A 24819-nucleotide genomic window follows, 5' to 3' on the forward strand; every position below is an offset into this window, starting at 1 on the left:
CGAAGGGGATAAATTCCCAGACTCCCGACCCCGATGCAAGCCTCATCCCGCCTGGGTCGCCCATTCTGTGATCTGCCTGCGCCTGTCGGCCCGGCGGCGCAGGGCATAAAATCCCAGGGCGCAGAGCAGGCCGGCCCCCGCCGCCAGATAGAAGGGCCACTGGTTGCCCGCCAGCAGCGCCAGGCTGCCCAGCACCACGGCGAGGATCTCGCTGCCCACCGCGATGCCGCGATACAGTCCCATGGCCTGGCCCTGCTGCTCGGCGGCGCTGCGATTGGAGATGGCCACCGAGGTCGCCAACTCTCCCAGGCTCATGCCGATACCGGCGGGAATGAAGGTGAGCGCCAACCCCCACCACTGGCTCGGCAGAATGAACATCAGCATGCCCGCCGCCATCAACAGATGACCGACCACCCCGAGGGTGCTGCCGCGCCAGTGGCGGGCCAACCGGCTCCCCAGCCAGGATCCCAGCATCATGGGCACGCTCACCAGCACGGCCCCCTGGGCCAGCTGCACCGGATCCCAGGCCAGCTCGTCCACCAGCCAGACGTTGAAGTAGCTGAAATAGAGCTGCACGGCGCCGTAGCTCACCAGGGTGAGGGCGAAGTAGGGCAGCAGAGCGGGGACCCGCAGCAGGGCGCGGCTCGACAGGCGGGGCGTCTCGCTCGCCTGCGGCAGCGGGGGGCGATTTGGCAACAACCAGAGGGCGAGCAGCAGGTTGGCCACCGTCATCCCTACCGCCAGCCAGGCCGCCATGCTGTAATCTCCCGAGATGACGGCGGCATAGCCCCCTATCATGGGGCCCAGCACCCAGCCCAGGTTCATGCCGATGTTGATCATGGCGAAGTTGTGGGCCTTGCTCTTGGGGGTGCTCATGTCCGCCGCCATCGCCTGCACGATGGCGATATTGCCGTTGAAGAAGCCCTCCAGCACCCGGCTGAGCAGCAACAGCGGCAGGGAGCGCCAGGCGATCCCCAGCGCCATCAAGGCATAGCCTGCCAAGACGCCGACCAGGCAGATGGTCAGTATGGGCTTGCGACCATGGCGATCCGACAGCCTGCCAAGCCAGGGGGCCCCCAGCAGCTGAAACAGGGGATAGAGCCCCATCACGACGCCGAGCCACACCTTGCGGCTCCAGTCCGAGGCGTCGGGGGTCAGCATGCCCTGGCCGGGATCCAGCATCAGGGGCGCCAGCACCGGAGAGGGCAGGCTGAAGCCCGCCACCGCCAGGGTCACCGTCATCACCAATACCCACAGCCTCGCCTTGTCTTTGCGGCTCTCCATCGTACTCACCATTATGTAAAGTTAAAAGTTTATTTATACTGGTGAGCGGCGGATATTTTGTAAAGTGAATTGTTGATTTAAATCATCCACCTGCCCATAATTCCCATCAAGCGCAGCAATCGGGGATGCCATGAACGCCAGCACCGACCGGATGCTTCACCGGCTCGAGATGCCGTGGCTCCCCCAGGGCGCCGCCGCTGCCGGCCAGCGCCGCTCGATAACCCGATGCCGATAAGCAGAGCCACAACATGAACGCCAGCACCGACCAGATACTTCACCGGCTCGAGATGCCGTGGATCCCCCAGGGCGCCACCGCTGCCGGCGAGCGCCGCTCGATCACCAGGATCGCCCCATGAACGCCAGCACCGACCAGATGCTTCACCGGCTCGAGATGCCGTGGATCCCCCAGGGCGCCGCCGCTGCCGACGAGCGCCGCCCGATAACCCGATGCCGATGAACAGAGCCACAACATGAACGCCAGCACCGACAAGATACTTCACCTGCTCAAGACCCAAGGCCCCCAGAGCGCCGCCGCCCTGGGGGAGCAGCTGCAGATGACGTCCATGGGGGCCCGCCAGCACCTGCACGCCATGGAGGCCGATGGCTGGGTGAGCTTTCGGGATGAGGCCAGGGGCCGGGGCCGACCGAGCCGGCTCTGGCAGCTGACCGAGCAGGCCTGGCAACGCTTCCCCGATGGCCACGGCGAGCTGACCCTGCGCCTGATTGAAACCGTGCAGCAGCTGTTTGGAGAGAGTGGACTGGACAAGGTGATCGCCGAGCGGGAGCAACAGCAGCTGGGGCGCTACCGGGCAGAGCTGGCCGGCCTGCCTCTGGCGCAGCGAGTGGGCGCACTGGCCGTCTTGCGCACCCGGGAAGGCTATATGGCCGAGGCACGCCAGGAGGAGGATGGCAGCTGGCTGCTGTGGGAGAGCCACTGCCCCATCTGCGTGGCGGCACGGGGCTGTCAGGGGTTTTGTCGCAGCGAGCTGGCCATTTTCGCCGAGCTGCTGGCCCCGGCCCGGGTCGAACGGGAGGAGTACCTGCTCAGCGGCGATCACCGCTGCCTCTATCGCATCCGCCCGCCCCATCCAGCAGCAGCAGCCTGAGCCGGGATCCGGCACGCAAAAAGCAACAAAGCAGGCGCCGGGAGGCCTGCTTTGTTGCTTTTACGGACCGGTAAGCCCGTATCTGTCGGTCATGGCCCGATAAGGCGTGACGTCTCGTGGTGCTAGGAGTCCGGTTGAACTCGTCGCCTCAGGGGCTGGGTGCTGCCGCTGCCTGACCACCGTTTGATGAGTTCATAGTACCGAAGCCGCCCGGGAGAGTGGTTGCGAAGATCCTGTTCTTTTCGGTTGTTTTTGCAATGACTCACCCTTAACCTATAAAAATACAATCAAACATTGCGATAAGGTGGCAAAGCATGCTGAAACTGGATCGTATCGACCGCCATATCCTGGAGTTGATGCAGGAGAATGGCCGCATCAGCAACCTGGAACTGGCCGAACTGGTCGGCCTCTCCCCCTCCCCCTGCTCGCGCCGGGTCAAGGCGCTGGAGGATGCGGGACTCATCGATACCCATGTCACCCTGCTCAACGCCCGCCAGCTGGGGCTCACCCTCACCGCCTACATCCACATCTCCATGGACAGGCATACCCCGGAGCGATTCGAGAACTTCGATACCGCCATCTCCGCCCTGCCCGAGGTGCTCGAGTGCGACCTGATCACCGGCAACGATGCCGACTACCAACTCAAGGTGGTGGTACGGGACATGGAGCACTACCAGCACTTCCTGCTGGACAAGCTGACCCATATTCCCGGGGTGACCGGGGTGAGATCCAGCTTCGTGCTGCGCCGCATCAAGCACAAGACGGCGCTGCCCCTCAATCACCTCGGCTGAGGGCCGGGGCTTGACGGAAACGACAAGAGGAGGCCATGGCCTCCTCTTTTGCATGCATCGCCTGTGCTGGCGGTCAGGTCGCGACCGTGCTGACGTCCTCGACCTGCAACAACCAGCCTTCCGCCTCCTGACGCGGGGCACCGCTCAGCAGCAGCCGCTCATCGGGGGCGGCCACCCGCCCCTGGGGCAACTCCACCAGCAGGCTGTCGGAGCCGGTATCGAACAGCCAGCGCCCCTCACCAAGGGATTCAATCAAGTAGCCTTCCATCTCGACCTGGGACTGGGCATGCCAGAGCGGCTCTACCGGATCCCGGCTCTCGATGAAATCCGCCTGCACGCCGAAACTGGCTAGCCCCCATAAGATGGAGAGCCCGACCCAATGTTGCATATTTGGTACTCCTCTTGCGGGACTGTGAAACCAGTATGGGAAGAGAAAACTGAGTGCACCATGAACAGTCGGGCAAACTGCTGGCGGGATCGCGAAAAAAACCGACCAGGGCGGTCGGTTGCGTCATTTTGTGATGAGGATCTCCCCTCATTTGGTGGCTTCCTCTGCCGTGGCAGCCTTCCCTGGCTTATTCATCCACATGGCCACCCCATGATGATGGTCACAGATCCCCTGCTCGCGCACCGCCTTGACCCGGGTACCATCCTTGCAGGTGGCGCGCCAGGCGTCGGCATCCTCTATCTCCAGCGGGCGGGCATGCTGGCCCGAGCCGCCACAGGCCACCAGCAAGAGCCCCAGCAAGGGGGCCAGTCGGCTTGTTGCTTTCATCCATGATCTCCTCAGGTTGCCGGATGGGCTTCAGCGACCCAGCTGGCGCGAGATGCGATCGCACAGCCCCTTGAGCTGGGTCAGCTCAGCATCGTTCAAGTCCACCTGATTGCGCAAGTTGTCGGCCAGGCAGCAGGCGCGTACCTCGGCCTGCAAGGCTCGCCCCGCGTCGGTCAGCACCACGCATTTTTGCCGCTCGTCTTCCGTCGACACAGTGCGGGTGAGCCAGCCCTTGCTCTCCAGCCGCTTGACGATGGGGGTCAGGGTGCCTGCATCCAGCCCGGTATCCTGGCCAATCTGCTTGAGGTTGACCCCGTCTTCGGCCCAGAGGGAGAGCATCACCAGATATTGGGTGTAGGTGAGATCCAGCCGATCCAGCAGGGGCCTGTATGCACGCATCACCGCATTGGCGGCGCTGTAGAGGGCAAAACAGACCTGCTTCTTCAATTCGCTCATGGCACTACCTCGCTGACTGGGGGGCCAGTATACCCAAGATTAATCACCACCCAAATAATTTGCACACAAAGTAGTTGTCAAACGCGTGTCGCGGCATTAGCCTGAATTTACTTTGCACACAAACAATAGTGAGACGCCATCATCATGAAGAGCCTCTATCGCACCCAGGCGCTGGCCCAGGCCGGTCGCAACGGGGAAGTCCACATCCAGGACGGCACCCTGCAACTGGCCCTGGCCCTGCCTGCCGCCCTCGGCGGCAACGGCCAGGGCAACAACCCGGAACAATTGCTGGCGGCCGGCTATGCCGCCTGCTTCTCCAACGCCCTGCTGCATGTGGCCAAGGCTATGGGCACGCCCCTTGCCAGCGCCCCCGTCGCCACCACGGTCGATCTGCTGGCTCGCGCCGATGGCACCTTCACCTTCGCCATCCTGCTGGAGGTGACGCTGGCCGGTGAGCTCGCCGAGCAAATCGTGCGCCAGGCCCACCAGACCTGCCCCTTCGCCAATGCCATGCGGGGCAATGTCGCCACCCGCCTGCTGCTCAACGGCCACCTGCTGGAGGAAACCAAATGAGCCAGATCAGCCGCCAGATCCACCTGCTGCGCTACCCCAACGGCCTGCCCAGCCCGAGCGATTTCACCCTGGCCGAGGTGGCCCTGCCTCCTCTGAACGATGGGGAGGTTGAGGTCAGCAACCAGTGGTTGTCGGTGGATCCCTACATGCGGGGTCGCATGTCCCAGGCCAAGAGCTATGTGCCGCCCTTCGCCCTCAACAGCGCCCTCGACGGCGGCGCCGTCGGTACCGTGGTCGCCTCCCGCCATCCAGACTTTGCCATCGGCGACAAGGTCAGCAGCATGCAGGGCTGGCGCGATCGCTTCATCGCCCCTGGCGCCGCCCTCACCCGCTTGCCGCAAAGCTCGCTGCCGCCCCAGCGCTTCCTCGGCGCCCTCGGCATGCCGGGCATGACCGCCTGGGTCGGCCTGCACAAGATAGCCCGCCTGCAGGCCGGTGAAACCGTGCTGGTCTCCGCCGCCTCGGGGGCCGTGGGATCCATGGTGGTGCAGCTGGCCAAGCAGGCCGGCGCCCGCGTCATCGGCTCCACCGGCTCGGCCGACAAGATAGCCGCCCTCGAAGCCCTGGGCATAGATGGGGTGATCAACTACAAGACGACCCAGGATCTGGCCGGTGAACTGGCGCGCCTGGCCCCCGAGGGGATCCATGTCTACTTCGAGAACGTGGGGGGCGCCATGCTGGAGGCCGCGCTGGATCACATGGTGGTCAACGGCCGCATCGTCATGTGCGGCCTCATCGACCAGTACAATGGCGCGGGTCAGGGGGGACCGGGCAACCTCTCCCAGATCATCCGCAAGCGCCTCACCATGCAGGGCTTGATCGTCTTCGATCACTGGCAGCACTATGGCGACTTCCTGGCCGAGGTGACGCCCGCCTTCGAACAGGGCCAGCTGCAGGCCAGCGAGACCGTCTATCAGGGACTGGCGCAGGCGCCTGCCGCCTTCATCGGCCTGTTCGAGGGACGCAATACCGGCAAGATGCTGATCAAGCTGGATTGACAGCCTCCCCGCTGGCGGCTTGCGAAACGGGTCCACAGGTTCTAATGTGGTCCCGTTTTTTTATGGTGTTCAGCCAGTGAGGCATTCCAATATCGACTCCTTGTCCCCGCGTCGGGGGTCGACATCAGCGTCATCCTGGTCAGGCAACACCTTCTTTCATGCCTTCATATCAATCCACCACGAGGAATTAACATGTCTACTCCTTACCCCCGCGTCGGGGGTCGACATCAACGTCATCCTGGTCAGGCAACACCGTCTTTCATGTCTTCATATAAATAAAGCCACCACGAGGAACTAACATGTCTACTCCTTACCCCCGCGTCGGGATCGGCGTCATCCTGGTCAATCCCCGGGGACAGGTACTGATCGGCAAGCGCAAGGGGAGCCACTCCCCCTACTGGTCCATCGCCGGCGGCCACCTGGAGCTTGGCGAGAGTTTCGAGTCGGCAGCGGTGCGCGAGGTGGAGGAGGAGACCGGCTTCACCATCCACAACCCCAGGGTCGTTGCGGTGAGCAACAACCTGGAGACCTGGCGCGAGAGCGGCCTGCATTATGTCTCCGTCGCCCTGCTGGCCGAGGTGAACGGTGAGCCCGAGCTGCGCGAGCCGGACAAGTGCGAGCAGTGGCGCTGGTGCGATCCCCGTGCCCTGCCCGAGCCCCACTTCGATGCCAGCCGCCAGGCCATCGCCTGCTGGCTCGCCGGGACCAGCTATCAGCCCGTGCAGCCGCAAGCGTCGTCATAAAAATGACATCAGGCTGTCATATCCTGACACTCCCCTTGTCACCCCCATCGTGAGCAGAGCGCCATGATCCCGGTTTTCCTCCAGTTCCTCTGGCTGGGCTGCACCAGTTTCGGTGGCCCCGCCGCCCATATCGGCTACTTCCAGCGCACCTTTGTGACGCGCCTGGGCTGGCTCAGCCAGGGCGAATTCGCCCAGTTGCTGGCCCTGTGCCAGCTGCTGCCTGGGCCCGCCTCCAGCCAGCTCGGCTTCGCCATCGGCCGCCACCGGGCGGGTCTGGGCGGGGCGCTGGCCGCCTTCGTCGGCTTCACCCTGCCCTCCTTCCTGCTGCTGCTGCTCGCCGCCCTCGGTCTCGAGCGACTGACGGCCAATCTCTGGCTGGATGCGGCCCTACACGGCCTCAAGCTGCTGGCCCTGGTGGTGGTGGCCGATGCGGTGCTGACCATGGCCCGCCAGTTCTGCCGGGACAGTCTCACCCAGGGGATCATGGTGGCGACCGCCGCCGCCCTCTGGTGGCAACCCGGGCTGTTCACCCAGCTGCTGATGCTGCTGGCCGGGGCCCTGATCTGCGCCCGTCAGGCCATGGCGAGCACGGCGCCCGTGCCCCCCTGGCAGGGGCCCCACTGGCCGACCCTGATCCTGTTTGCCCTGCTGTTTCTCGGCCTGCCCCTGCTGACCGCCACCGAGCCCGGCCGCCTGCTTGCCGACTTCTATCGCGCGGGCAGCCTGGTGTTTGGCGGCGGCCATGTGGTGCTGCCCCTGCTGGAGGAGAGCGCGGGCCAGACCCTGGGGGCTTCCCAGTTCCTGACCGGCTACAGTCTGGCCCAGCTGGTGCCCGGCCCCATGTTTACCCTGGCCAGCTACCTCGGTGCCCTGCTGCTGCCGCAGCAGGCGCTGCTGGGGAGCCTGCTCGCCACCCTGGCCCTGTTCCTGCCCGGCTTCCTGCTGCTGTGGGCCCTCGGCCCCTGCTGGCAATCCCTGCTGGCCAGGCCCAGGCTGGCGGGCGCCGTGGCCGGCATCAATGCCGCCGTGGTCGGCCTGCTGCTGGCCGCCCTCTACCAACCCATCTGGCAGAGCGCCGTGCTCACCCCCCGGGATCTGGCCCTCGCCGCCCTCGCCCTCTTCCTGCTGCGCGTCATCAAGCTGCCCGTGCTGGCCCTGGCCGCCCTGCTCATGGGGTGCAGCCTGCTGCTGGCCTGATGGCCCATCAAGAAGATTCAGCTCTGCTTATGGAGGGCAGAACCCGCTGCTGGCTTGATCCCATAAAGCAGCCGATGCCAGCCTTGACCGCCCTGCTGATGGGGGATAATCCGCCGCTGACCTGATGGCCATGGACAAGCCCGCTAAAAAAATGGCGCCTTCCCAAGGGAAGGCGCCATTTTTCATTTCAGGGGACCTCAGGGGTCGGGTGTGGGCTCGAAGTCCAGGCTCAGGCTGTTGACGCAGTAGCGCTGGCCCGTCTCGGTCGGCCCGTCGGGGAAGACATGGCCCAGATGGGAGCCGCACTGGCTGCAGGTGATCTCCACCCGCTTCATGCCGTGGCTGTTGTCCTCTGTCCAGGTCACTGTCCCCTCGATCGCCCGATCGAACGAGGGCCAGCCGCAGCCGGCGTCGAACTTGGCATCGGAATGGAACAGCACGCTCTTGCAGCAGGTGCAGAGGTAGTCACCGCTCTTGCGATTGTGCAGCAGGGCGCCGCTATAGGGCCGCTCGGTCCCTTTCTCCCAGCAGACATGGTACTGCTCCGGGGTCAGGCGCTGGCGCCAGGCCTCGGGGTTTCTTGCACTCATCCGGCCTCCGTGGCACTTGGTCGGTCACTCTGTCGGTGACGGGAGCCACAGCATAACCAGCCAGCCTCACCGACTCCACCCCACACAATGTCCGGACATGCGAGTTTGTGATCCCGTCGGCAGCACGACATCGGCCCTGGGCGGTCAGAGAGCATGATGACAGCCAACTGCGGCGCGATATCGCCCCCGGCTGCCAGAGAGCATGATGACAGCCAACTGCGGCGCGATATCGCCCCCTGGGATCAGGGGGCATGATGACCGCTGGACTCCGCCACCTGGGGGACCCGCTCCAGCAACTTGAGGGAGTGGGCCCGTCCCACCGCCACCTGGCGCTTGATGTCGTCCGGCAGGAAGGGCAGGCCATCGTTGGTGGCCGTGTCTATGGTCTGGATCCACTCCATGCCCTCCCCCGGGGGGGGCAGCCGAAACTGGATGTCGTAACCGCTGGCGTTGAACAGCACCAGCCAGCGCTCCCCCTCCTCGTCCAGCGCGCCAATGTCCATGGCGAAGGCTTGCCCCATGGGGGCCTGCCAATCCTGCTCCGTGAGGCTGTGGCCATCCGGGTGATACCAGTCGACTCTGTGGCAGTTCGCCTGAGGCCCGAACCAGTCGTCGTCACACAGGCGCAGATTGGAGAAGACCTCGGACTCGGACCTCAGGGCCATCATCTGCTGGGTGAAGGCGAGCAGCCGCTCATCCTCCGGCCGCCACTGCCAGTTGACCCAGCTTATCTGGTTGTCCTGGCAGTAGGCGTTGTTGTTGCCAAGCTGGCTACGCCCCATCTCATCCCCACCGAGAAAGTGCGGCGTGCCCTGGGAGAGCAACAGGGTGGCGATCAGGTTGCGCTTTTGCTGCTGGCGCAGGTTGTTGATGCGCGGATCCAGGGTGGGCCCCTCCACCCCGTGGTTGCAGGAGAGGTTGTGGCCATGGCCGTCCCGGTTGTCCTCACCGTTGGCCTGGTTGTGGCGCTGGTTGTAGGAGACCATGTCATCCAGGGTGAAGCCGTCGTGATAGCAGAGGTAGTTGACGCTGGTGTGGGGCGCTCGCCAATTCTTCGGGAAGAGATCCCTCGATCCCATCAGCCGGGTGGCGAGTTCCGCCATCTTGCCGCCATCCCCGCGCCAGAAGGCGCGCACCGTGTCCCGGTAGCGATCGTTGATCTCCTGCCACTGGCTGGGAAACTGGCCGAGCCGATAGCCGAACGGGCCTATGTCCCAGGGTTCGGCGATCAGCTTGACCCCGGCGAGCACGGGATCGGCCATCACCGCCTTGAAGAAGGCCCCCATGGGTTCGAACTCCCCCACCTCCCGGGCCAGGGTCACCGCCAGATCGAAGCGAAAACCATCCACCTGCATCTCGGTCACCCAGTAGCGCAGGGCATCGAGCACCAGGCGCAGGCTGTTGGGGTGATCCAGATTGACGCTGTTGCCACAGCCGGTGACGTTGGCGTGGCGGCTGTAGTCCGGGCCATGGGCCCCCGCCTCGAACGCGTAGTAGCCCGCGTTGTCGAATCCCTTGAACGACAGCATGGGGCCGTCAAAGCCCGACTCGGCGGTGTGGTTGTAGACCACGTCCAGGATCACCTCGATCCCGGCCCGGTGCAGCTCGCGCACCATGGTCTTGAACTCGGTCACCGCATCCGCCACGGCGTAACGCGGCTCGGGGGCGAAGAAGGCGACCGGGTTGTAGCCCCAGTAGTTGGTCAGCCCCAGCTGTTCCAGCCTGGGTTCGGCCATGAAGGCCGCCACCGGCATCAGCTGCAGCGAGCTGATCCCCAGCGCCTTGAGGTGCGCCAGGATATGGGGATGGCACATGCCCAGGTAGGTGCCACGCTCGGCCTCGGGAATGGCCGGATGCAGCTTGGTGAATCCCTTGACATGGGCCTCGTAGAGGATGGTCTGCTGGTTCGGGATCCCGGGCTTGGTGACCCCCTGCCAGTCGAAATCATCCTGGACCACCACCGACTTGGCCTGCATGGGGGCGCTGTCTCCCTCATACAGCTCGGGATCCCAGCGCAGCGGGCGGGAGAGGGCGCGGGCGTAAGGGTCGAGCAGCAGCTTGTCGCCGTCAAACAGCAGGCCATCCTGGGGCTCCCCATAGACGCGATAGCCGTAGCGCTGACCCGCCTTGATGCCCTTCACATGGCCGAAGCTGTACTGGCCCCGCCGTCCGGGCAGCACCAGCCGCGCCGTCTCCTGCTCCTGCTCGTCATAGAGACAGAGCTCGACCAGTTCGGCCCGCGGAGCCCAGACACAGAACTCGCACCCCTGATCATCGAGCCAGGCCCCGAGGCGCAGGCCACTTCCCTTCACTATGTCGAGCATCAGGACTCCTGTTTGATAAACAAGGTCGCGAGCGGTGGCAGATCCAGCACTATGGAGTGCGCCATGCCCTGCCAGGGGGTCGGCTCGGCGACAAACACCACGCCCACATCATAGTTGCTGCCCCAGTAATGCTCGCTGTCCGTGTTGAGCAAGACCCGGTAGTGGCCGGCCGTCGGCACTCCCAACCGGTAGCGCTGACGCGGCACCGGGGTGAAGTTGCTGGCGATAAGCACGGGTGTCTCGCCCGCCAGATCGGCCCGCAGCCAGGCCAGTATGCTGTTGTCGGCGTCGTTGTGATCCAGCCAGCGGAATCCCTGGCGCTCGTGGTCCGCCTCGAACAGGGCGGGTTCGCTGCGATAGAGGCGGTTGAGGTCGCGGATGAGGGCCTGCTGCCCCGCGTGTTTCGGGAACTGCAGCAGCTGCCAGGGCAGCTGGGCATCATGGTTCCATTCGCTGCTCTGGGCGATTTCCGTGCCCATGAAGTTGAGCTTCTTGCCGGGGTGGCCGTACATGTAGCCCATGTAGGCCCGCAGGTTCGCGGCCTGCTGCCACTCGTCGCCCGGCATCTTGTAGAGCAGGGAGTGCTTGCCGTGCACCACCTCGTCGTGGGAGAGCGGCAGGATGAAGTTCTCGTCATAGTGGTACACCATGGCGAAGGTCATCTCGTTGTGGTGATAGCGGCGATGGATAGGCTCTTTTTGCATGTAGCTCAGGGTGTCGTGCATCCAACCCATGTTCCACTTGAAACCAAACCCCAATCCCCCCAGGAAGGTGGGGCGGGAGACGCCGGGAAAGGCGGTGGACTCCTCGGCGATGGTCACCGCATTGGGATATTGGCCGTAGACCGCCTCGTTGAACCACTTGAGCAGGCTGATCGCCTCGTAGTTGTGGTTGCCGCCATCGACATTCGGCACCCATTCACCGGCATTGCGGGAGTAATCCAGATAGAGCATGGAGGCGACCGCATCCACCCGCAGGCCATCGATGTGGAACTTGTCGAGCCAGTAGAGGGCGCTCGCCACCAGGAACTGGCGTACCGTATTGCGGCCGAAATCATAGATGTAGGAGTTCCAGTCCGGGTGCCAGCCCCGGCGCGGATCCTCGTACTCATACAGCGGCGTGCCGTCGAAACGGGCCAGGCCATGGGCATCGGACGGGAAATGGGCCGGGACCCAGTCCAGGATGACGCCAATGCCCGCCTGGTGGCACTGGTCGACGAAATATTTGAAGTCATCGGCGCTGCCAAAGCGGCTGGTGGGGGAGAACATGCCCACCGGCTGATAGCCCCAGGAGCCGCTGAAGGGGTGCTCGGAAACGGGCATCAGCTCGATGTGGGTGTAGCCCATGTCGGTGACATAGCCGACCAGCTCGCTGGCCAGCTCGCGCCAGTTCAGGCTGTCGCCGTTGGGGTGGCGCTTCCAGGAGCCCACGTGCAGTTCATAGATGGAGAGCGGCTGCTGGCGTTTGTCGCCCCCCTGGCGCGCCTGCCAGTCGCCATCCTGCCACTGATACTGCTCGTGGTCGTACACCACGGAGGCAAACGACGGATACTGCTCGCAATAGAAACCGACCGGATCGCTCTTGTGGGGCAGCCGGTTGCCCATGGGATCCTTGAGCTCGAACTTGTAGCGTGCCCCCGCCGTGAGGCCGGGCACGAACAGCACCCAGTGACCGCACAGGCTGCGCTGCATGGGGTGACGGCGGCCATCCCAGAAGTTGAAGTCGCCGATCAGGCTCACCGCCGTGGCGCTCGGGGCATAGACGGCGAAACGCACCCCGGCGACGGGCTTGCCCAGGAGATCTATGGTGGTGAGCTGGGCCCCCAGGGTCTGGTAGAGATGTTCGGGGGCGGCCGTCAGTTCGGCCAGGCCGGTCCAGGCGGCATCCTGGCACTGATAGGGATCGACAAGCTCGGAAGTGGCGTCGGCGTAACGGACGAGTAACTGATAGGGAAAGGGATTCTTGCGGCGGGTGAAAACAGTTTCAAACAGACCTGGTTGGTCGCTGGGGCTGAGGGTGGCAACTATCTTGCCCGATTTGAGATCCTTGACCCGGACCTCGAGCGCATCGGGCAACCAGGCTCTCAACCGCAGACCGGGGCCATCCGGATTGGCACTCAGGCCAAGGTGAGAGAAGGGATCGGCACAACGGGCCGCAGCCAAATGTTCAACAAACATAAAAACATCCTTTGATAGCAGAGCATCCGCCCGGACCTGGGTCCGAACGGATGTAAGCGAGTCATGGTAATGCGACTCAACGACTGGCCTCATCGCGGGCCTGGGTCATCTTGCCTGCCAGCGCCTTGAGCGCGTCATTGGCAAAGATGTCCTCCAGATCGGTGGAGAGTTTGCGACGCCAGTTCGGGTATTCATAACTGGTGCCCGGCACGTTGACCGGTTTGTCCATCTCCAGCCAGTCTTCGAGCTGGGTGCTGAACAGGGCGCAGCTGCCGCGGGACATGTGCAGCTGCAGACCATGGTTGAGTTCGGTGTTCATGCCGACCCAGTTCACGTCGTGACTGATGTCGTCAGAGATGACCCCATGGGCGTGCAGGCTGTCGAGGATCCGCTGTTTGGCCTGGTGGCGATCAGCATACAGGGTCTTGAGGACGTCTTCATCCGGATACAATCCAAGCTGACGGCCCAGGGCCAGATCGTCGCAATGCCAGAAGCCCTTGAGGGTCGGCATGTCGTGGGTGGTCAGGGCGGACATCGCCTGCTCGGCATAGTGGGCCGGGGAGATGAAGCCGCCGTCATCCTTGGAGCGTTCGAAGAAGAACACCTTGTAGGAGTGCACCCCGTTCTCCTTGAGGGTGACGTCTATGCCCTCCGGCACTGTGCCGAGATCTTCCCCGATCAGCAGGCACTGATTGCGGTGGGATTCGAGGGCCAGGATCCCCAGCAGGTCGTTGACCGGATAATAGATGTAGGCCCCCTTGGCGGCGGACTCACCGGGCGGAACCCACCACAGGCGCAACAAGGCCATCACGTGGTCGATGCGCAGGGCGCCGCAGGCACGCATGTTGGCACGGAACAGATCCACCATGGGCTGGTAAGCCGCCTCGAACAGCTGGTTCGGGTTCATGGGGGGCAGGCCCCAGTTCTGGCCGAGGGGCCCCAGGATATCGGGGGGCGCGCCGACCGAGGCCTTCGGGCAGTAGAGATCCCGGTTGGCCCAGATCTCGGTAGAGCCTTCGGAGACCCCTACCGCCAGATCCCGGTAGATCCCCATCACCATGCCGGCCGCCCTGGCACGGGAGTCCGCTTGTGCAAGCTGTTCATCGGCCAGGAATTGCAGATAGAGGTAGAAGGCCACGTCCTGCTGGTGCTCCGCCATCCAGGCCGCCACTGCGGGGTTGTGGTAGTCACGGAACTGTTCCGGCCACACCGGCCAGCCCCAGGCATTCTCGCCCTTGCCGTAGAAGTGGGCCTGCAGGGCATCGAAGGCCGCCTGCTGTTGCAGGCTGTCATCACCGGCCGCCACGAAGGCATCGATGCTGGCCTGACGCGCTTGGCTGAAGCTGGCCTGGTCGAACACCTGACGCAGCATGCCGATCTTGGTCTTGATGACGCCGGTGTAATCGACGTTCTCCTTGGCGCGCAGATCCGACAGGTGCTGCTGGAAGGCAGGGGTCGCCACCTCGGCCTTGAGCCGCTCGTTGGCCAGAAACTCGGGCACCGCCTCCACGTCGATATAGGCCAGGTTGAGCCAGCGACGGGAAGAGGGGCTGTAGGGGCTGGCGCTCTCGGGGTTGGCCGGATAGAGGGCGTGTATGGGGTTGAGACCCACGAAGTGGGCGCCCCAGGCGGCCGCCTTCTCGACCAGCTGGCCGAGGTCGCTGAAGTCGCCAATGCCCCAGTTGGTGCGGCTGCGCAGGCAGTAGAGCTGAACGCTCGGGCCCCACACCTTGCGCCCTTCGGCGATGGGAGCCTGCTTGAAGCATGCCTTGGGCGCGACGATGAGGCGCAGGCTGGCGAGCGGCTCGTCGTTGCCCTCCTCCAGCAGGGTCAGCTGGTGATAACCCAGCCCGGGCTGGGCATCCAGCGCGACCCGATAGGCCTGACACTCCATCTCTTCGAATTCGGCCACGCCGACCAGTTCGCCCTCGATGGGGGTGATCTGACCGGACAACAGCTCCCCCTGCTCCAACGCGAGCTGCCAGTGCAGGGCGTCGTTGACGAAATCGATGGGCAGACGGACTTCCAGGGTGATGGGCTCACCGCTGCGCACCACCATCACGGGATCCAGGGGACGCAGCCAGTGCTGGCGGTGTTCCTGCTCCAACTGCTCGCCCAGGGCGGCCTCGTCATCGACGCGGTAACCCATGGCGCCCAGCATGGCGACTTTGCTCTCTTCGGACACCAGGGCCGGCTGGCCCCAGGCATCAACATACTCACTGGCGATGCCTTTGGCGGCAGCCAGCTGTTCAATCAGGGTGGTCATAGTTTGAGAATTCCCGCTGTGGATTCTGTCTATACTATTTTGTTTAATTTTTATGGATCGGGCTCAAACGCTGGCGTCTTGGCCACGTCAAACCGCGGCTATTTTTACACATCTGGCCCAGAGGTTGTGTGACAAGGCAGGCACTATTGGGTTATCTCTTTCGACAAAAACTGGTAGTCAGTTACATAAACAGAAAATAAATTTCACAGTTTTTCATGATATAGCGCAATTTCAGACAGATTGTTGGTTGACTCACGGGGGAGTTCTAGTAAATTTACAAACGGAATTTTCTTTGACTACTGAACAGTTAGGTAACCAAATATGACTATCAAAGTAGGTATTAACGGTTTTGGCCGTATCGGCCGTTTCGTCTTCCGTCTGGCCGCCGAGCGTGCTGACATCGAAGTGGTCGGTATCAACGATCTGATCGACGTTGACTACATGGCCTACATGCTGAAGTACGACTCCACTCACGGCCGCTTCAAGGGCACCGTTGAAGTCAAAGACGGCAACCTGGTTGTCAACGGCAAAACCGTACGCGTTACCGCCGAGCGTGACCCGGCCAACCTGAAATGGGGCGAGATCGGTGTTGACGTTGTTGCCGAAGCCACCGGTCTGTTCCTGACCGACGAGACCGCTCGCAAGCACATCGCTGCCGGCGCCAAGAAAGTGGTTCTGACTGGTCCGTCCAAAGACGCCACCCCCATGTTCGTCATGGGTGTCAACCAGGACTCCTACGCTGGCCAGGACATCGTTTCCAACGCTTCCTGCACCACCAACTGCCTGGCCCCCATCGCCAAGGTTCTGAACGACACCTTCGGTATCGAGTCCGGCCTGATGACCACAGTCCACGCTACCACTGCTACCCAGAAGACCGTTGATGGTCCGTCTGCCAAAGACTGGCGCGGTGGCCGCGGCGCGGCTCAGAACATCATCCCGTCCTCTACCGGTGCTGCCAAGGCTGTTGGCGTCGTTATCCCGGAACTGAACGGCAAGCTGACCGGCATGGCCTTCCGCGTACCGACTCCGGACGTATCCGTTGTTGACCTGACCGTCAACCTGAAGAAAGAAGCCTCCTACGCCGAAATCTGTGAAGCGATGAAAGCCGCTTCCGAAGGCGCCATGAAGGGCGTGCTGGGCTACACCGAAGACGAAGTGGTTTCCACCGACTTCCTGGGTGAGCGTCAGACCTCCGTATTCGACGCCAAGGCTGGTATCCAGCTGAACAAGACCTTCGTGAAAGTCGTCTCCTGGTACGACAACGAAATGGGCTACTCCAGCAAGGTTCTGGACCTGATCGCTCACATCTCCAAGTAATTTGGGATGCGCGTTCGCGTAGCATGAAAAAGGCGGCCATTGGCCGCCTTTTTGTTTTTCTCTCCCTCGATGACAGGAGTCCCCATGCAATCCACTCGCCCCCTGACCGCCCACTGTCAGCTCGCCAACAACGCAGCCGGGCTGCCCATCCTCACCATCCACAACGATCAGGCCAAGGCGGAGATCAGTCTGTTCGGCGGCCATGTGCTGAGCTATCAGCGCCATGGCGAACCCGCCTCCCTCTGGCTCAGCGACCGTGCCGTGCTCGATGGCAGCAAGCCGATCCGCGGCGGCATTCCCGTCTGCTGGCCCTGGTTCGGTCCGGCTCCGGCCCGGGTCGGCGACGGCAAGCCCGCCCATGGCTTCGCCCGTACCCGGTTCTGGACCCTGGATGGGGTGAGTGACCACCAGGACGGCACCCTGGTACACCTCTCCCTGGCGGAGGATGACGAGACGCTGGCGCTCTGGCCCCATGCCTTCGCCCTGGAGCTGGACGTGCTGGTGGGCAAGGAGCTCTCCCTGGTGCTGACCACCCGCAACACCGGCAAGACGCCTCTCACCTACAATGCGGCCCTGCACACCTATCTGCAGATAAGCGCCCCGGACGCCGTCAGCGTGACCGGGCTGGGCGAACCTTACCAGGACAAGCTGACCGGTCAGGATGCGCAGCAGCAGGGCCCCCTGGCGCTCACGGCGGCCATGGATCGCATCTATCGCCAGCCCGAGGCCATGGTCAGGGTCCAGGATGGCGATCGCACCACCCGGGTGGTGAGCGGCAACCACGACAGCGTGGTGGTCTGGAATCCCTGGGCACAGGGCGCCACCGCCATGGCCGACATGAGCGACGACGGCTATCGCACCATGCTCTGCGTCGAGGCGGCCATCACCGCCGACGCTGGCGTCACCGTCGATCCGGACGAGGAGTACAGCTTCTCCACCGTGATCATCTGATCCCAGGGCGGGCGATGAGGGCTATCACTCCAACCTCGGCATCAAGGCGGCCATCACCGCCGACGCCGGCGTCACCGCCGACCCGGACGAGGAGCACAGCCTCTCCACCGTGAGCATCTGATCCCAGGGCGGGCGATGAGGACTATCACTCCAACCTCGGCGTCGAGGCGGCCATCACGGCCGACGCCGGCGTCACCGCCGACCCGGACGAGGAGCACAGCCTCTCCACACCGTGATCATCTGATCCTAGGGCGGGCGATGAGGGCTATCACTCCAACCTCGGCATCGAGGCGGCCATCACCGCCGAGGCTGGCGTCACCGTCGACCCGGACGAGGAGCACAGCCTCTCCACCGTGATCATCTGATCCCAGAGCGGGCGATGAGGGCGATCACTCCAACCTCGGCATCGAGGCGACCATCACCGCCGACGCCGGCGTCACCGTCGATCCGGACGAGGAGTACAGCTTCTCCACCGTGATCATCTGAAGCCAAGGCGACACGGCGCCCATAACGAAGGAGGGCCCCCCTGGGGTGCCCTCCTTGCATTCACGGCGCCATGACTCAGGCGTTGCCCTGCACCTTGAGCTTGAGCTCGGCGGCAAAATCCAGCATGCGATCCAGCGGGATCAGGGCCTTGATGCGCAGCGCCTCGTCCACCAGGATCTCGTGCTGCTCGGCGCCTTCGGTCAGCGCCTCCTTGATGGCCGCCAGGCCATTCATCGCCATCCAGGGGCAGTGGGCGCAGCTGCGACAGGTGGCGCCATCGCCCCCGGTCGGCGCCTCGACCATCTCCTTGTCCGGACAGGCCTGCTGCATCTTGTAGAAGATGCCGCGATCGGTGGCCACGATCAGCTTCTGCTGGGGCAGCTCGCGGGCCGCCTTGATCAGCTGGCTGGTGGAACCCACCGCATCGGCCAGTTCGATGACGGAGGCCGGGGACTCCGGGTGCACCAGCACGGCGGCGTCCGGATTCTGCTCTTTCAGCTCGCGCAGGGCGCGGGCCTTGAACTCGTCATGGACGATGCAGTGGCCCTGCCAGCGCAGCATCTCGGCGCCGGTCTTCTTCTCGATGTAGGCGCCGAGATGGCGGTCCGGGCCCCAGATGATCTTGTGGCCCTGGCTGTCCAGATGCTCGACGATCTCGAGCGCTATGCTGGAGGTGACCACCCAGTCGGCCCGCGCCTTCACCGCCGCCGAGGTATTGGCGTAGACCACGACGATGTGATCCGGATGGGCGTCGCAGAAGGCGGAGAACTGGTCGATGGGACAGCCCAGATCGAGGGAGCACTCCGCCTTCAGGGTCGGCATCAGCACCCGCTTGTGAGGGCTCAGGATCTTGGAGGTCTCCCCCATGAAACGCACCCCGGCCACGATCAGGGTCTGGGCGGCGTGGTCGCGACCGAAGCGGGCCATCTCGAGGGAGTCGCCGACGAAACCGCCGGTGGCCTCCGCCAGGGCCTGGATCTCGGGATCCGTGTAGTAATGGGCGATCAGCACGGCCTGCCGTTCGACCAAGAGTGCCTTGATCTCCTCGATGAAACGGCTCTTCTCGGCCTGACTCAAGGGGACGGGTTTGGCCGGGAAGGGGTAATCCATCTCAACCACGGGAGGAGTACTGCTCAGTGCATTGCTCATTGCGACTGTTCCATCAACGCTTGGAAAGGTCAAAATTATAACCAGAAGCCGCGCACAAACCCATCAACAAATCCAGTACAGTACAACGGTCAGACTCTGTCCGGATAATTCGTTGTCATTCTTGCCAAAAGGAGTTGTCGAATGAAACAACGCTCGCTCAAGACCAAGTTGTTGCTGCTGACGCTGGGACTCTTTCTCGCCAGTGGCGTCGCCATGACGCTGATGCAGTCTTCCTCCCTGAACACACTGCGCGATGAGATAGTGACCCAGACCCGAGGCGCCCTGGAGCAGGAGGTGTCGCGCACCCTGCAATTCCAGGCCGAACGCTATGCCGTGCAAATTGCCGATCTGCTGCAACAGTCCTATCAGATCCCCCTGGGGATGGCGGCGCAGCTGGAGGGCAGCATGGCACGGCCGGATCTGATGCCAAGCCGTCCGCAGGTGGAACTGCTGCTCGGCAGCCGCCTGCGCCAGGCGGACGGGATCAGCTCCATCTATGCCCAGTTCGAACCCGATGGCTATGACGGGCAGGATACCGAGTGGCAGACCGGCGCCAGCCACTCGGTGGCAGGCAAGGGCAGCCTGGAGATCTATTTCACCCGGGAGCAGAACGGCGACATCGCGCAGCAGACCATAGACGCGGCAACCAGCGACGCCAAGTTCGACACCTCGCGCAACGAGTTCGGCATTCGCAACAGCGAGTGGTACCTCTGCGGCCGTGACACCCTTCGCCCCTGTCTGATGGAGCCCTATCTCTACGAGATAAGCCCGGGCAAGCAGATGCTGATGACCAGCCTGACGGTGCCCATCCTCAAGGAGGGCAAGTTTGTCGGGATCACGGGTGTGGACATGAACCTGCCCATCTTCCAGCAACTGGCGGAGCACCTTGGCAAGAGCCTCTATGACAATCAGGCCGAGGTGACCCTGGTCAGCAAGATGGGCTTCATCGTCGGCAGCAATCGCCACGCAGACAAGCTGGGGCGCCCCCTGACGGAGGTCGGGCTGGTGGCACCGGACGGCAAGCCCCGGGATAGCGACAGCGACTTCATCTTGCAGCAACCCATCAAGATCGACGCCGCCGACAGCCAGTGGTGGCTGATGATCAAGGTGCCCAAGGTGCTGGCCATGAGCCAGGCCAACCTCATCAGCGACCAGCTCGGCAGCCTGCTGCAAGCCACCCAGCAACAGCAACTGGTGGCCATCGTCGTCATCACCCTGCTGGCGCTGGGTCTGCTGGTCTGGTTTATCCAGACCATCACGGCCCCCCTCTCCCTCATCAGCCGCCATGTCTCCCACCTCGCCAGCAGTGAGGGGGATCTGACCCAGCGGATGCAAATAGACACCCACCAGGAACTCATCGAGCTTGGCGGGCAGCTCAACGCCTTCCTCGGCAAGCTGAGGGCCATGGTGCAGGGCAGCAAGCAGATAGGACAGCAGGTTCATCAGCAGGCCAGGGGCATGAAGCAGACGGCCGATGCCATGCGCAGCAGCCTGGATGAACAGAGTCTGGAGCTGGAGAGCGTGGTCAGCGCCATGCACGAGATGAGCACCACTGCGGTCAGCGTGGCGGGTTACGCCGAGCAGGCGGCGCAAGAATCCCAGGCGGCAACCCAGCATGTCAGCACGGCTCAGCAGACCCTGAGCCGGGCCCGCAGCGAGATCCACACCCTGGTCGAGGACATGCACCAGGCGGACAAGGCGGTGGCGCAGGTGGCCCAGCGCAGCACCAATATCAGCCGCATTCTCGACGTGATCCGGGCCATCGCCGAGCAGACCAACCTGCTGGCGCTCAACGCGGCCATCGAAGCGGCGCGGGCCGGCGAGATGGGCCGGGGATTTGCCGTGGTGGCAGATGAAGTGAGGGCCCTGGCCAACAAGACCCGCTCATCCACCGACGAGATAGGCCAGCTCATCGGCAGCCTGCAAGCCGAGGTGAGCAGCAGCCAGCAGCTGATGAGCACGGGCATCGCCCGCTCGGTCAGCACGGTCGAGGGCACAGAGCAGGCGTTCGAGGCGCTCAACCAGGTGGTGGCCCAGATCCAGCAGATCCATGATCACATCAGCCAGGTGGCGACCGCCGCCGAGCAGCAGAGCGCCGTGAGCGACGACATCAACCAGAACCTGATGCGCATCGGGGATACCGCCACCACCCTGGGCCAGGAGGCGAGTGCCAGCCATCTGCTGAGCGAGGAGCTGGAGCAGGCGGCCACCACCCTGGCCGGCGAGCTCGAACGGCTGCGCACCTGACGACAGACGCAAAAAAGCCCGCAGCGATGCGGGCTTTTCAATATGGTGGTCGTTACTGGGCTCGAACCAGTGACCCCCTCCTTGTAAGGGAGGTGCTCTCCCAGCTGAGCTAAACGACCTGGGAATCTGTCCATCTCGTGGATGGTGAAATGATGGTGGGTCGTGCTGGGTTCGAACCAGCGACCAATTGATTAAAAGTCAACTGCTCTACCGACTGAGCTAACGACCCATCTAAATCATTTGTCTAACACTTGCAAAACATGGTGGTCGTTACTGGGCTCGAACCAGTGACCCCCTCCTTGTAAGGGAGGTGCTCTCCCAGCTGAGCTAAACGACCTGGGAATCTGTCCATCTCATGGATGGTGAAATGATGGTGGGTCGTGCTGGGTTCGAACCAGCGACCAATTGATTAAAAGTCAACTGCTCTACCGACTGAGCTAACGACCCTCACCACTGTCGCCTCGACTACATGACTGTACCGACGCTGACGGCGGCCTATAATACGGATTTAAATTCCTGGTGCAATAGAAAAATCTTAATTTAAACCCGTTTGCTCACTGCGCGTACAAACTGCTGTCACATTTACAAGAGTGTTACGAAAACAACTACCTAGCGCAATGTTACAGCTTGTCGAGGCTCTGCTTGGCCAGCTGTGCCGGCGAGGTATTGGGATACCCCTTGATCACCTGCTCATAGTAGCTTTTAGCCTGGGCCTTGTTGCCATCCAGCTGCGCTATCATGCCCAGCTTGACCAGGGCGTCCGCCCGCTTGGGCGACTTGCCGTACTTGTCAGCCAGGGTCTTGAACTGGGCGCTGGCACCGGGTCTGTCACCCTTGTTGAACAGCAACTGCCCCAGCCAATAGTGGGCATTGGGCACATAGCTCGAGTCCGGGAACTGCTTGATGAACCCCTGGAATGCCGGGATCGCCTTGTCGTAGTTCTTGTCCTTGAGCACCAGATTGACGGCCGAGTCGTAGGCCTGATTCTCATCCTGGTTGCTGGAGTAGGTGGCGGCACTGGCGGTGGTCGCGGTCGCCGCCGTGGCGGCTGCCGCTGCGGCGGGAGCGGCCTGCTGGCTGCTCACCTTGTCGAGCTCCTGATAGAGCTGACGCTGGCGCTCCTGGGACTGCTCCATCTTGTAGCTCTGCTGCTCCAGCTGGCCACGCAGGTCGGCCACCTCCCCTTGCAGGGAGTCCACCTGCTGCTGCAGGTCCGCTTGCAGGCGCAGACGGGCATTGAGGGTGCGCTCGAGCAGCGCCACCCTGTCCTCCAGGCTGCCTGAGGGCACGATGGCACCCGCATTGCTGCCGAAGGCGGCGGTGACGGCACTGTCGCCACCCGAGAGATCGGTCACGGGCGCCGCGGCGTGGGCACCCATGCTAAATAGAAGTGCGGCCATCGAAATGGCCGCATGCTTATACACAAGATTCATCCGAATGAAACCTTAGTAGACCAGAACCGCACGACGGTTCTTGGCAAAGGCATCCTCGGTGTGAGACAGGTCCAGCGGCTTCTCTTCGCCATAGCTGACGATGGACAGCTGCTCGGCCTGCACACCCAGGGTTTGCAGATACTTGGCAACGGCCTTGGCACGACGCTCGCCCAGGGCGATGTTGTACTCCGGAGTACCGCGCTCGTCGGCGTGGCCTTCGATCAGAACTTTCACGGACGGGCGCTCACGCAGGTAGCTGGCGTGGGCATCCAGCAGGTCGGCGTACTGACCCTGGATGTCGTAACCGTCATACGGGAAGAAGATCACGTTGTCGCGCTGCAGCGCTTCGAACTTCTGACGCATCTGCTCTTCGGGGGACAACATGCCGTTGGCACCACCGGTTTGAACCCCACCCATGCCGTCGGTCATGCCCGCTTCGGCGCCGGAGGCGTCGGAGTCGGAAGAAGAACTACAGGCGGCCAGGGTGAACAGTGGCAGTGCGATGGCCAGGCCCTTGAGCAGTTTATTGAGTTGCATGCTATTTCCTTAAACCTTTATAACAAAACAAAAAACAATCGAATTTTTATCAATTCAAAAAGGGCGACCAAGCTGGTGCACGTATTTCCCCACTGCTCGTCGGCAGGACTGCCTTGAAGCGACCATCGGTCGAGACCAGAGCCAGGCTCTTGCGTCCTTGATAGATGGTGGAGTAGATGATCATGCTGCCATTAGGAGCCACACTTGGCGACTCATCCAACGCACTCTGGGTCAGTACCAACATGGCTCCACTCTCCGTATCTTGCCGAGCGATGCGATACTGTCCTTGTTCCCGGGTGACCACTACCATGGACTTGCCGTCCGCTGTCATGGACGCACCCTGGTTCGAATCCCCTTCCCAGGTGATGCGACGAGTGGCGCCAGTGGCCAAATTTACGCTATAAATCTGGGGTTTGCCACCACGTTCAGAGGTGAACAGCAAACTTTGTCCGTCCGCCGCCCAGGAGGGTTCGGTGTCTATGGTGCGGCTGTTGGTGACCCGGGTCAGTTGCTTGCTAGCCACATCAATCACATAGATATCCGGTTGGCCGTCCTTGGAGAGAACGATAGCCAATCGACGACCATCCGGCGACCATTTCGGCGCCCCATTGATGCCACGGAAACTGGACACCAGGCTGCGCTGCTGGCTGTAGATATCCTGCACATAGATCTCGGATTTCTGGTTCTCGAAGCTCACATAGGCCAGCTCGCTGCCATCCGGCGACCAGGCCGGCGACATCAGCGGCTCACGGGAGCGCAGCAGTGTCTTCTCGTTGTAGCCATCGTAGTCGGAGATGCGCAGCTGATAAGGGAACTGGGCCCCTTGTTCGATGGAGACATAGGCCAGACGGGTCAGGAAGGCGCCACGCTCGCCGGTCAGACGCTCATAGACGATGTCGGAGATGCGGTGGGCAAACTGACGCATCTGGGCACCCGGGATGGTGGCCATGCGGCTGTCGAGGATGTAACCGTTCGCTTCGCCGCCCTGGGTCTTGGCCAGTTGGCCCTTGAGCACGTCGACCAGCTCGAAGTTGATCTTGTAGGAACCGTTACCGGCCGGCGCTATGGTGCCGACCACCACGGCCTCCACCCCTTGCGAGGCCCAGGGGGCGAAGTTGATCTCGCCACTGGTGCTCGGGGTTTGCGGCATCTGGCCTCGCGCCAGCGGCTTGAACTTGCCGCTGCGCATCAGGTCATTGGAGACCACTTCCGCGATGTCCTGGGGTAACTGCCCCTCCCCGCTCCACTTGAAGGGGGCGACGGCGATGGGGCGTGCGCTATCGATACCGCCGGTGATGACGATGTCCAACGCTGCCTGGGCGCTCTGACCCATCAACAAGCAGCCAACCAAAGCAAAAAACACTTTTCTTATCATGGCTTAAGTACTCGGTTCCAATAAAAATGAGAGATTAACGTCCT

At 63.0% G+C, this 24819-nt stretch carries 22 protein-coding genes and 4 tRNA genes; 9 read left to right on the plus strand and 17 right to left on the minus strand.

Annotation, left to right across the window (positions count from 1 at the left end):
- Window positions 1–42: 42 nt before the first annotated feature.
- Window positions 43–1284, minus strand: coding sequence for an MFS transporter (locus tag ACLHZ1_RS02260; protein ID WP_427260804.1), 1242 nt, complete (start codon window positions 1282–1284; stop codon window positions 43–45).
- 274 nt (window positions 1285–1558) lie between these two features.
- Window positions 1559–1774 (minus strand): hypothetical protein, encoded by a 216-nt coding sequence (locus ACLHZ1_RS02265; protein WP_427260805.1) that lies wholly within the window; start codon window positions 1772–1774, stop codon window positions 1559–1561.
- On the opposite strand from ACLHZ1_RS02265, the gene ACLHZ1_RS02270 reads away from it, so the two are divergent.
- Complete coding sequence (locus ACLHZ1_RS02270) at window positions 1755–2390, plus strand: helix-turn-helix transcriptional regulator (protein WP_427260806.1); 636 nt, start codon at window positions 1755–1757, stop codon at window positions 2388–2390. The two genes, ACLHZ1_RS02265 and ACLHZ1_RS02270, sit on opposite strands and share 20 nt — an antisense overlap.
- A gap of 314 nt (window positions 2391–2704) precedes the next feature.
- Window positions 2705–3181 carry an Lrp/AsnC family transcriptional regulator gene (locus ACLHZ1_RS02275; RefSeq protein ID WP_041992115.1) on the plus strand — a complete coding sequence of 159 codons (477 nt, stop codon included), beginning with the start codon at window positions 2705–2707 and terminating at the stop codon, window positions 3179–3181.
- A 73-nt stretch (window positions 3182–3254) separates the two neighbouring features.
- Here ACLHZ1_RS02275 and ACLHZ1_RS02280 read toward each other — a convergent pair whose 3' ends face one another.
- The 3 genes from ACLHZ1_RS02280 to ACLHZ1_RS02290 form a co-directional block, all read right to left on the minus strand.
- Entirely contained in the window at window positions 3255–3569 is a 315-nt protein-coding gene (locus tag ACLHZ1_RS02280; protein WP_427260807.1) for a hypothetical protein, read from the minus strand.
- Between the two features lie 147 nt (window positions 3570–3716).
- Window positions 3717–3956, minus strand: a complete 240-nt coding sequence (locus tag ACLHZ1_RS02285; RefSeq protein WP_427260808.1) for a hypothetical protein — start codon at window positions 3954–3956, stop codon at window positions 3717–3719.
- A gap of 30 nt (window positions 3957–3986) precedes the next feature.
- Complete coding sequence (locus tag ACLHZ1_RS02290; protein WP_427260809.1) at window positions 3987–4412, minus strand: MarR family winged helix-turn-helix transcriptional regulator; 426 nt, start codon at window positions 4410–4412, stop codon at window positions 3987–3989.
- Window positions 4413–4556: 144 nt separating this feature from the next.
- Between ACLHZ1_RS02290 and ACLHZ1_RS02295 the strand changes: the two genes are divergently transcribed.
- The 4 genes from ACLHZ1_RS02295 (at window position 4557) to chrA (ending at window position 7923) form a co-directional block, all read left to right on the plus strand.
- A complete protein-coding gene (locus ACLHZ1_RS02295; RefSeq protein ID WP_427260810.1) occupies window positions 4557–4985 on the plus strand; it encodes an Ohr family peroxiredoxin in 429 nt (142 codons plus the stop codon).
- Window positions 4982–5983, plus strand: a complete 1002-nt coding sequence (locus ACLHZ1_RS02300; protein ID WP_427260811.1) for an NADP-dependent oxidoreductase — start codon at window positions 4982–4984, stop codon at window positions 5981–5983. Before ACLHZ1_RS02295 ends, ACLHZ1_RS02300 begins: the two co-directional genes overlap by 4 nt.
- 299 nt (window positions 5984–6282) lie before the next feature.
- A complete protein-coding gene (locus ACLHZ1_RS02305) occupies window positions 6283–6726 on the plus strand; it encodes a nucleotide triphosphate diphosphatase NUDT15 (RefSeq protein WP_427260812.1) in 444 nt (147 codons plus the stop codon).
- Between the two features lie 63 nt (window positions 6727–6789).
- A complete protein-coding gene (chrA, locus tag ACLHZ1_RS02310; RefSeq protein ID WP_427260813.1) occupies window positions 6790–7923 on the plus strand; it encodes a chromate efflux transporter in 1134 nt (377 codons plus the stop codon).
- Window positions 7924–8120: 197 nt separating this feature from the next.
- Here the strand turns inward: chrA and msrB are convergent, their stop codons facing one another.
- From msrB to malQ, 4 genes are all read right to left on the minus strand, one after another.
- Window positions 8121–8513: a peptide-methionine (R)-S-oxide reductase MsrB gene (msrB, locus tag ACLHZ1_RS02315; RefSeq protein ID WP_427260814.1), complete on the minus strand. Its 393-nt coding sequence runs from the start codon at window positions 8511–8513 to the stop codon at window positions 8121–8123.
- A 242-nt stretch (window positions 8514–8755) separates the two neighbouring features.
- Window positions 8756–10837 (minus strand): glycogen debranching protein GlgX, encoded by a 2082-nt coding sequence (glgX, locus tag ACLHZ1_RS02320; protein ID WP_427260815.1) that lies wholly within the window; start codon window positions 10835–10837, stop codon window positions 8756–8758.
- The gene (glgB, locus tag ACLHZ1_RS02325; RefSeq protein ID WP_427260816.1) at window positions 10837–13014 is read right to left on the minus strand and encodes a 1,4-alpha-glucan branching protein GlgB; all 2178 of its coding nucleotides are present in this window, start codon (window positions 13012–13014) and stop codon (window positions 10837–10839) included. The genes glgX and glgB overlap by 1 nt, the downstream gene beginning before the upstream one ends.
- 76 nt (window positions 13015–13090) lie before the next feature.
- Window positions 13091–15280, minus strand: coding sequence for a 4-alpha-glucanotransferase (gene malQ / locus ACLHZ1_RS02330; RefSeq protein WP_427260817.1), 2190 nt, complete (start codon window positions 15278–15280; stop codon window positions 13091–13093).
- A gap of 321 nt (window positions 15281–15601) precedes the next feature.
- Between malQ and gap the strand changes: the two genes are divergently transcribed.
- Both gap and ACLHZ1_RS02340 read left to right on the plus strand, forming a co-directional pair.
- Window positions 15602–16597, plus strand: a complete 996-nt coding sequence (gap, locus tag ACLHZ1_RS02335; protein ID WP_041992149.1) for a type I glyceraldehyde-3-phosphate dehydrogenase — start codon at window positions 15602–15604, stop codon at window positions 16595–16597.
- Window positions 16598–16681: 84 nt separating this feature from the next.
- Window positions 16682–17548, plus strand: a complete 867-nt coding sequence (locus ACLHZ1_RS02340) for a D-hexose-6-phosphate mutarotase (protein WP_427260818.1) — start codon at window positions 16682–16684, stop codon at window positions 17546–17548.
- Between the two features lie 561 nt (window positions 17549–18109).
- Here ACLHZ1_RS02340 and nadA read toward each other — a convergent pair.
- Entirely contained in the window at window positions 18110–19183 is a 1074-nt protein-coding gene (gene nadA / locus ACLHZ1_RS02345; RefSeq protein WP_427260819.1) for a quinolinate synthase NadA, read from the minus strand.
- Window positions 19184–19324: 141 nt separating this feature from the next.
- Between nadA and ACLHZ1_RS02350 the strand changes: the two genes are divergently transcribed.
- Window positions 19325–21430, plus strand: a complete 2106-nt coding sequence (locus ACLHZ1_RS02350; protein ID WP_427260820.1) for a methyl-accepting chemotaxis protein — start codon at window positions 19325–19327, stop codon at window positions 21428–21430.
- Window positions 21431–21473: 43 nt separating this feature from the next.
- Here the strand turns inward: ACLHZ1_RS02350 and ACLHZ1_RS02355 are convergent.
- The 7 genes from ACLHZ1_RS02355 to tolB all read right to left on the minus strand — a co-directional run bounded on the left by ACLHZ1_RS02355 (window position 21474) and on the right by tolB (window position 24775).
- Window positions 21474–21549: transfer RNA gene (locus ACLHZ1_RS02355), tRNA-Val, on the minus strand.
- Window positions 21550–21583: 34 nt separating this feature from the next.
- A tRNA-Lys gene (locus ACLHZ1_RS02360) sits at window positions 21584–21659 on the minus strand.
- A 32-nt stretch (window positions 21660–21691) separates the two neighbouring features.
- Window positions 21692–21767: transfer RNA gene (locus tag ACLHZ1_RS02365), tRNA-Val, on the minus strand.
- A gap of 34 nt (window positions 21768–21801) precedes the next feature.
- A tRNA-Lys gene (locus tag ACLHZ1_RS02370) sits at window positions 21802–21877 on the minus strand.
- Window positions 21878–22050: 173 nt separating this feature from the next.
- Window positions 22051–22863 (minus strand): tol-pal system protein YbgF, encoded by an 813-nt coding sequence (ybgF, locus tag ACLHZ1_RS02375; RefSeq protein ID WP_427260821.1) that lies wholly within the window; start codon window positions 22861–22863, stop codon window positions 22051–22053.
- A gap of 12 nt (window positions 22864–22875) precedes the next feature.
- Complete coding sequence (gene pal, locus ACLHZ1_RS02380) at window positions 22876–23400, minus strand: peptidoglycan-associated lipoprotein Pal (RefSeq protein ID WP_427260822.1); 525 nt, start codon at window positions 23398–23400, stop codon at window positions 22876–22878.
- A gap of 49 nt (window positions 23401–23449) precedes the next feature.
- Complete coding sequence (gene tolB / locus ACLHZ1_RS02385; protein WP_427260823.1) at window positions 23450–24775, minus strand: Tol-Pal system beta propeller repeat protein TolB; 1326 nt, start codon at window positions 24773–24775, stop codon at window positions 23450–23452.
- Window positions 24776–24819 lie beyond the last annotated feature (44 nt).

Origin of the sequence: Aeromonas sobria, assembly GCF_050266975.1 — a bacterium.
GTDB lineage: Bacteria > Pseudomonadota > Gammaproteobacteria > Enterobacterales > Aeromonadaceae > Aeromonas > Aeromonas sobria_B.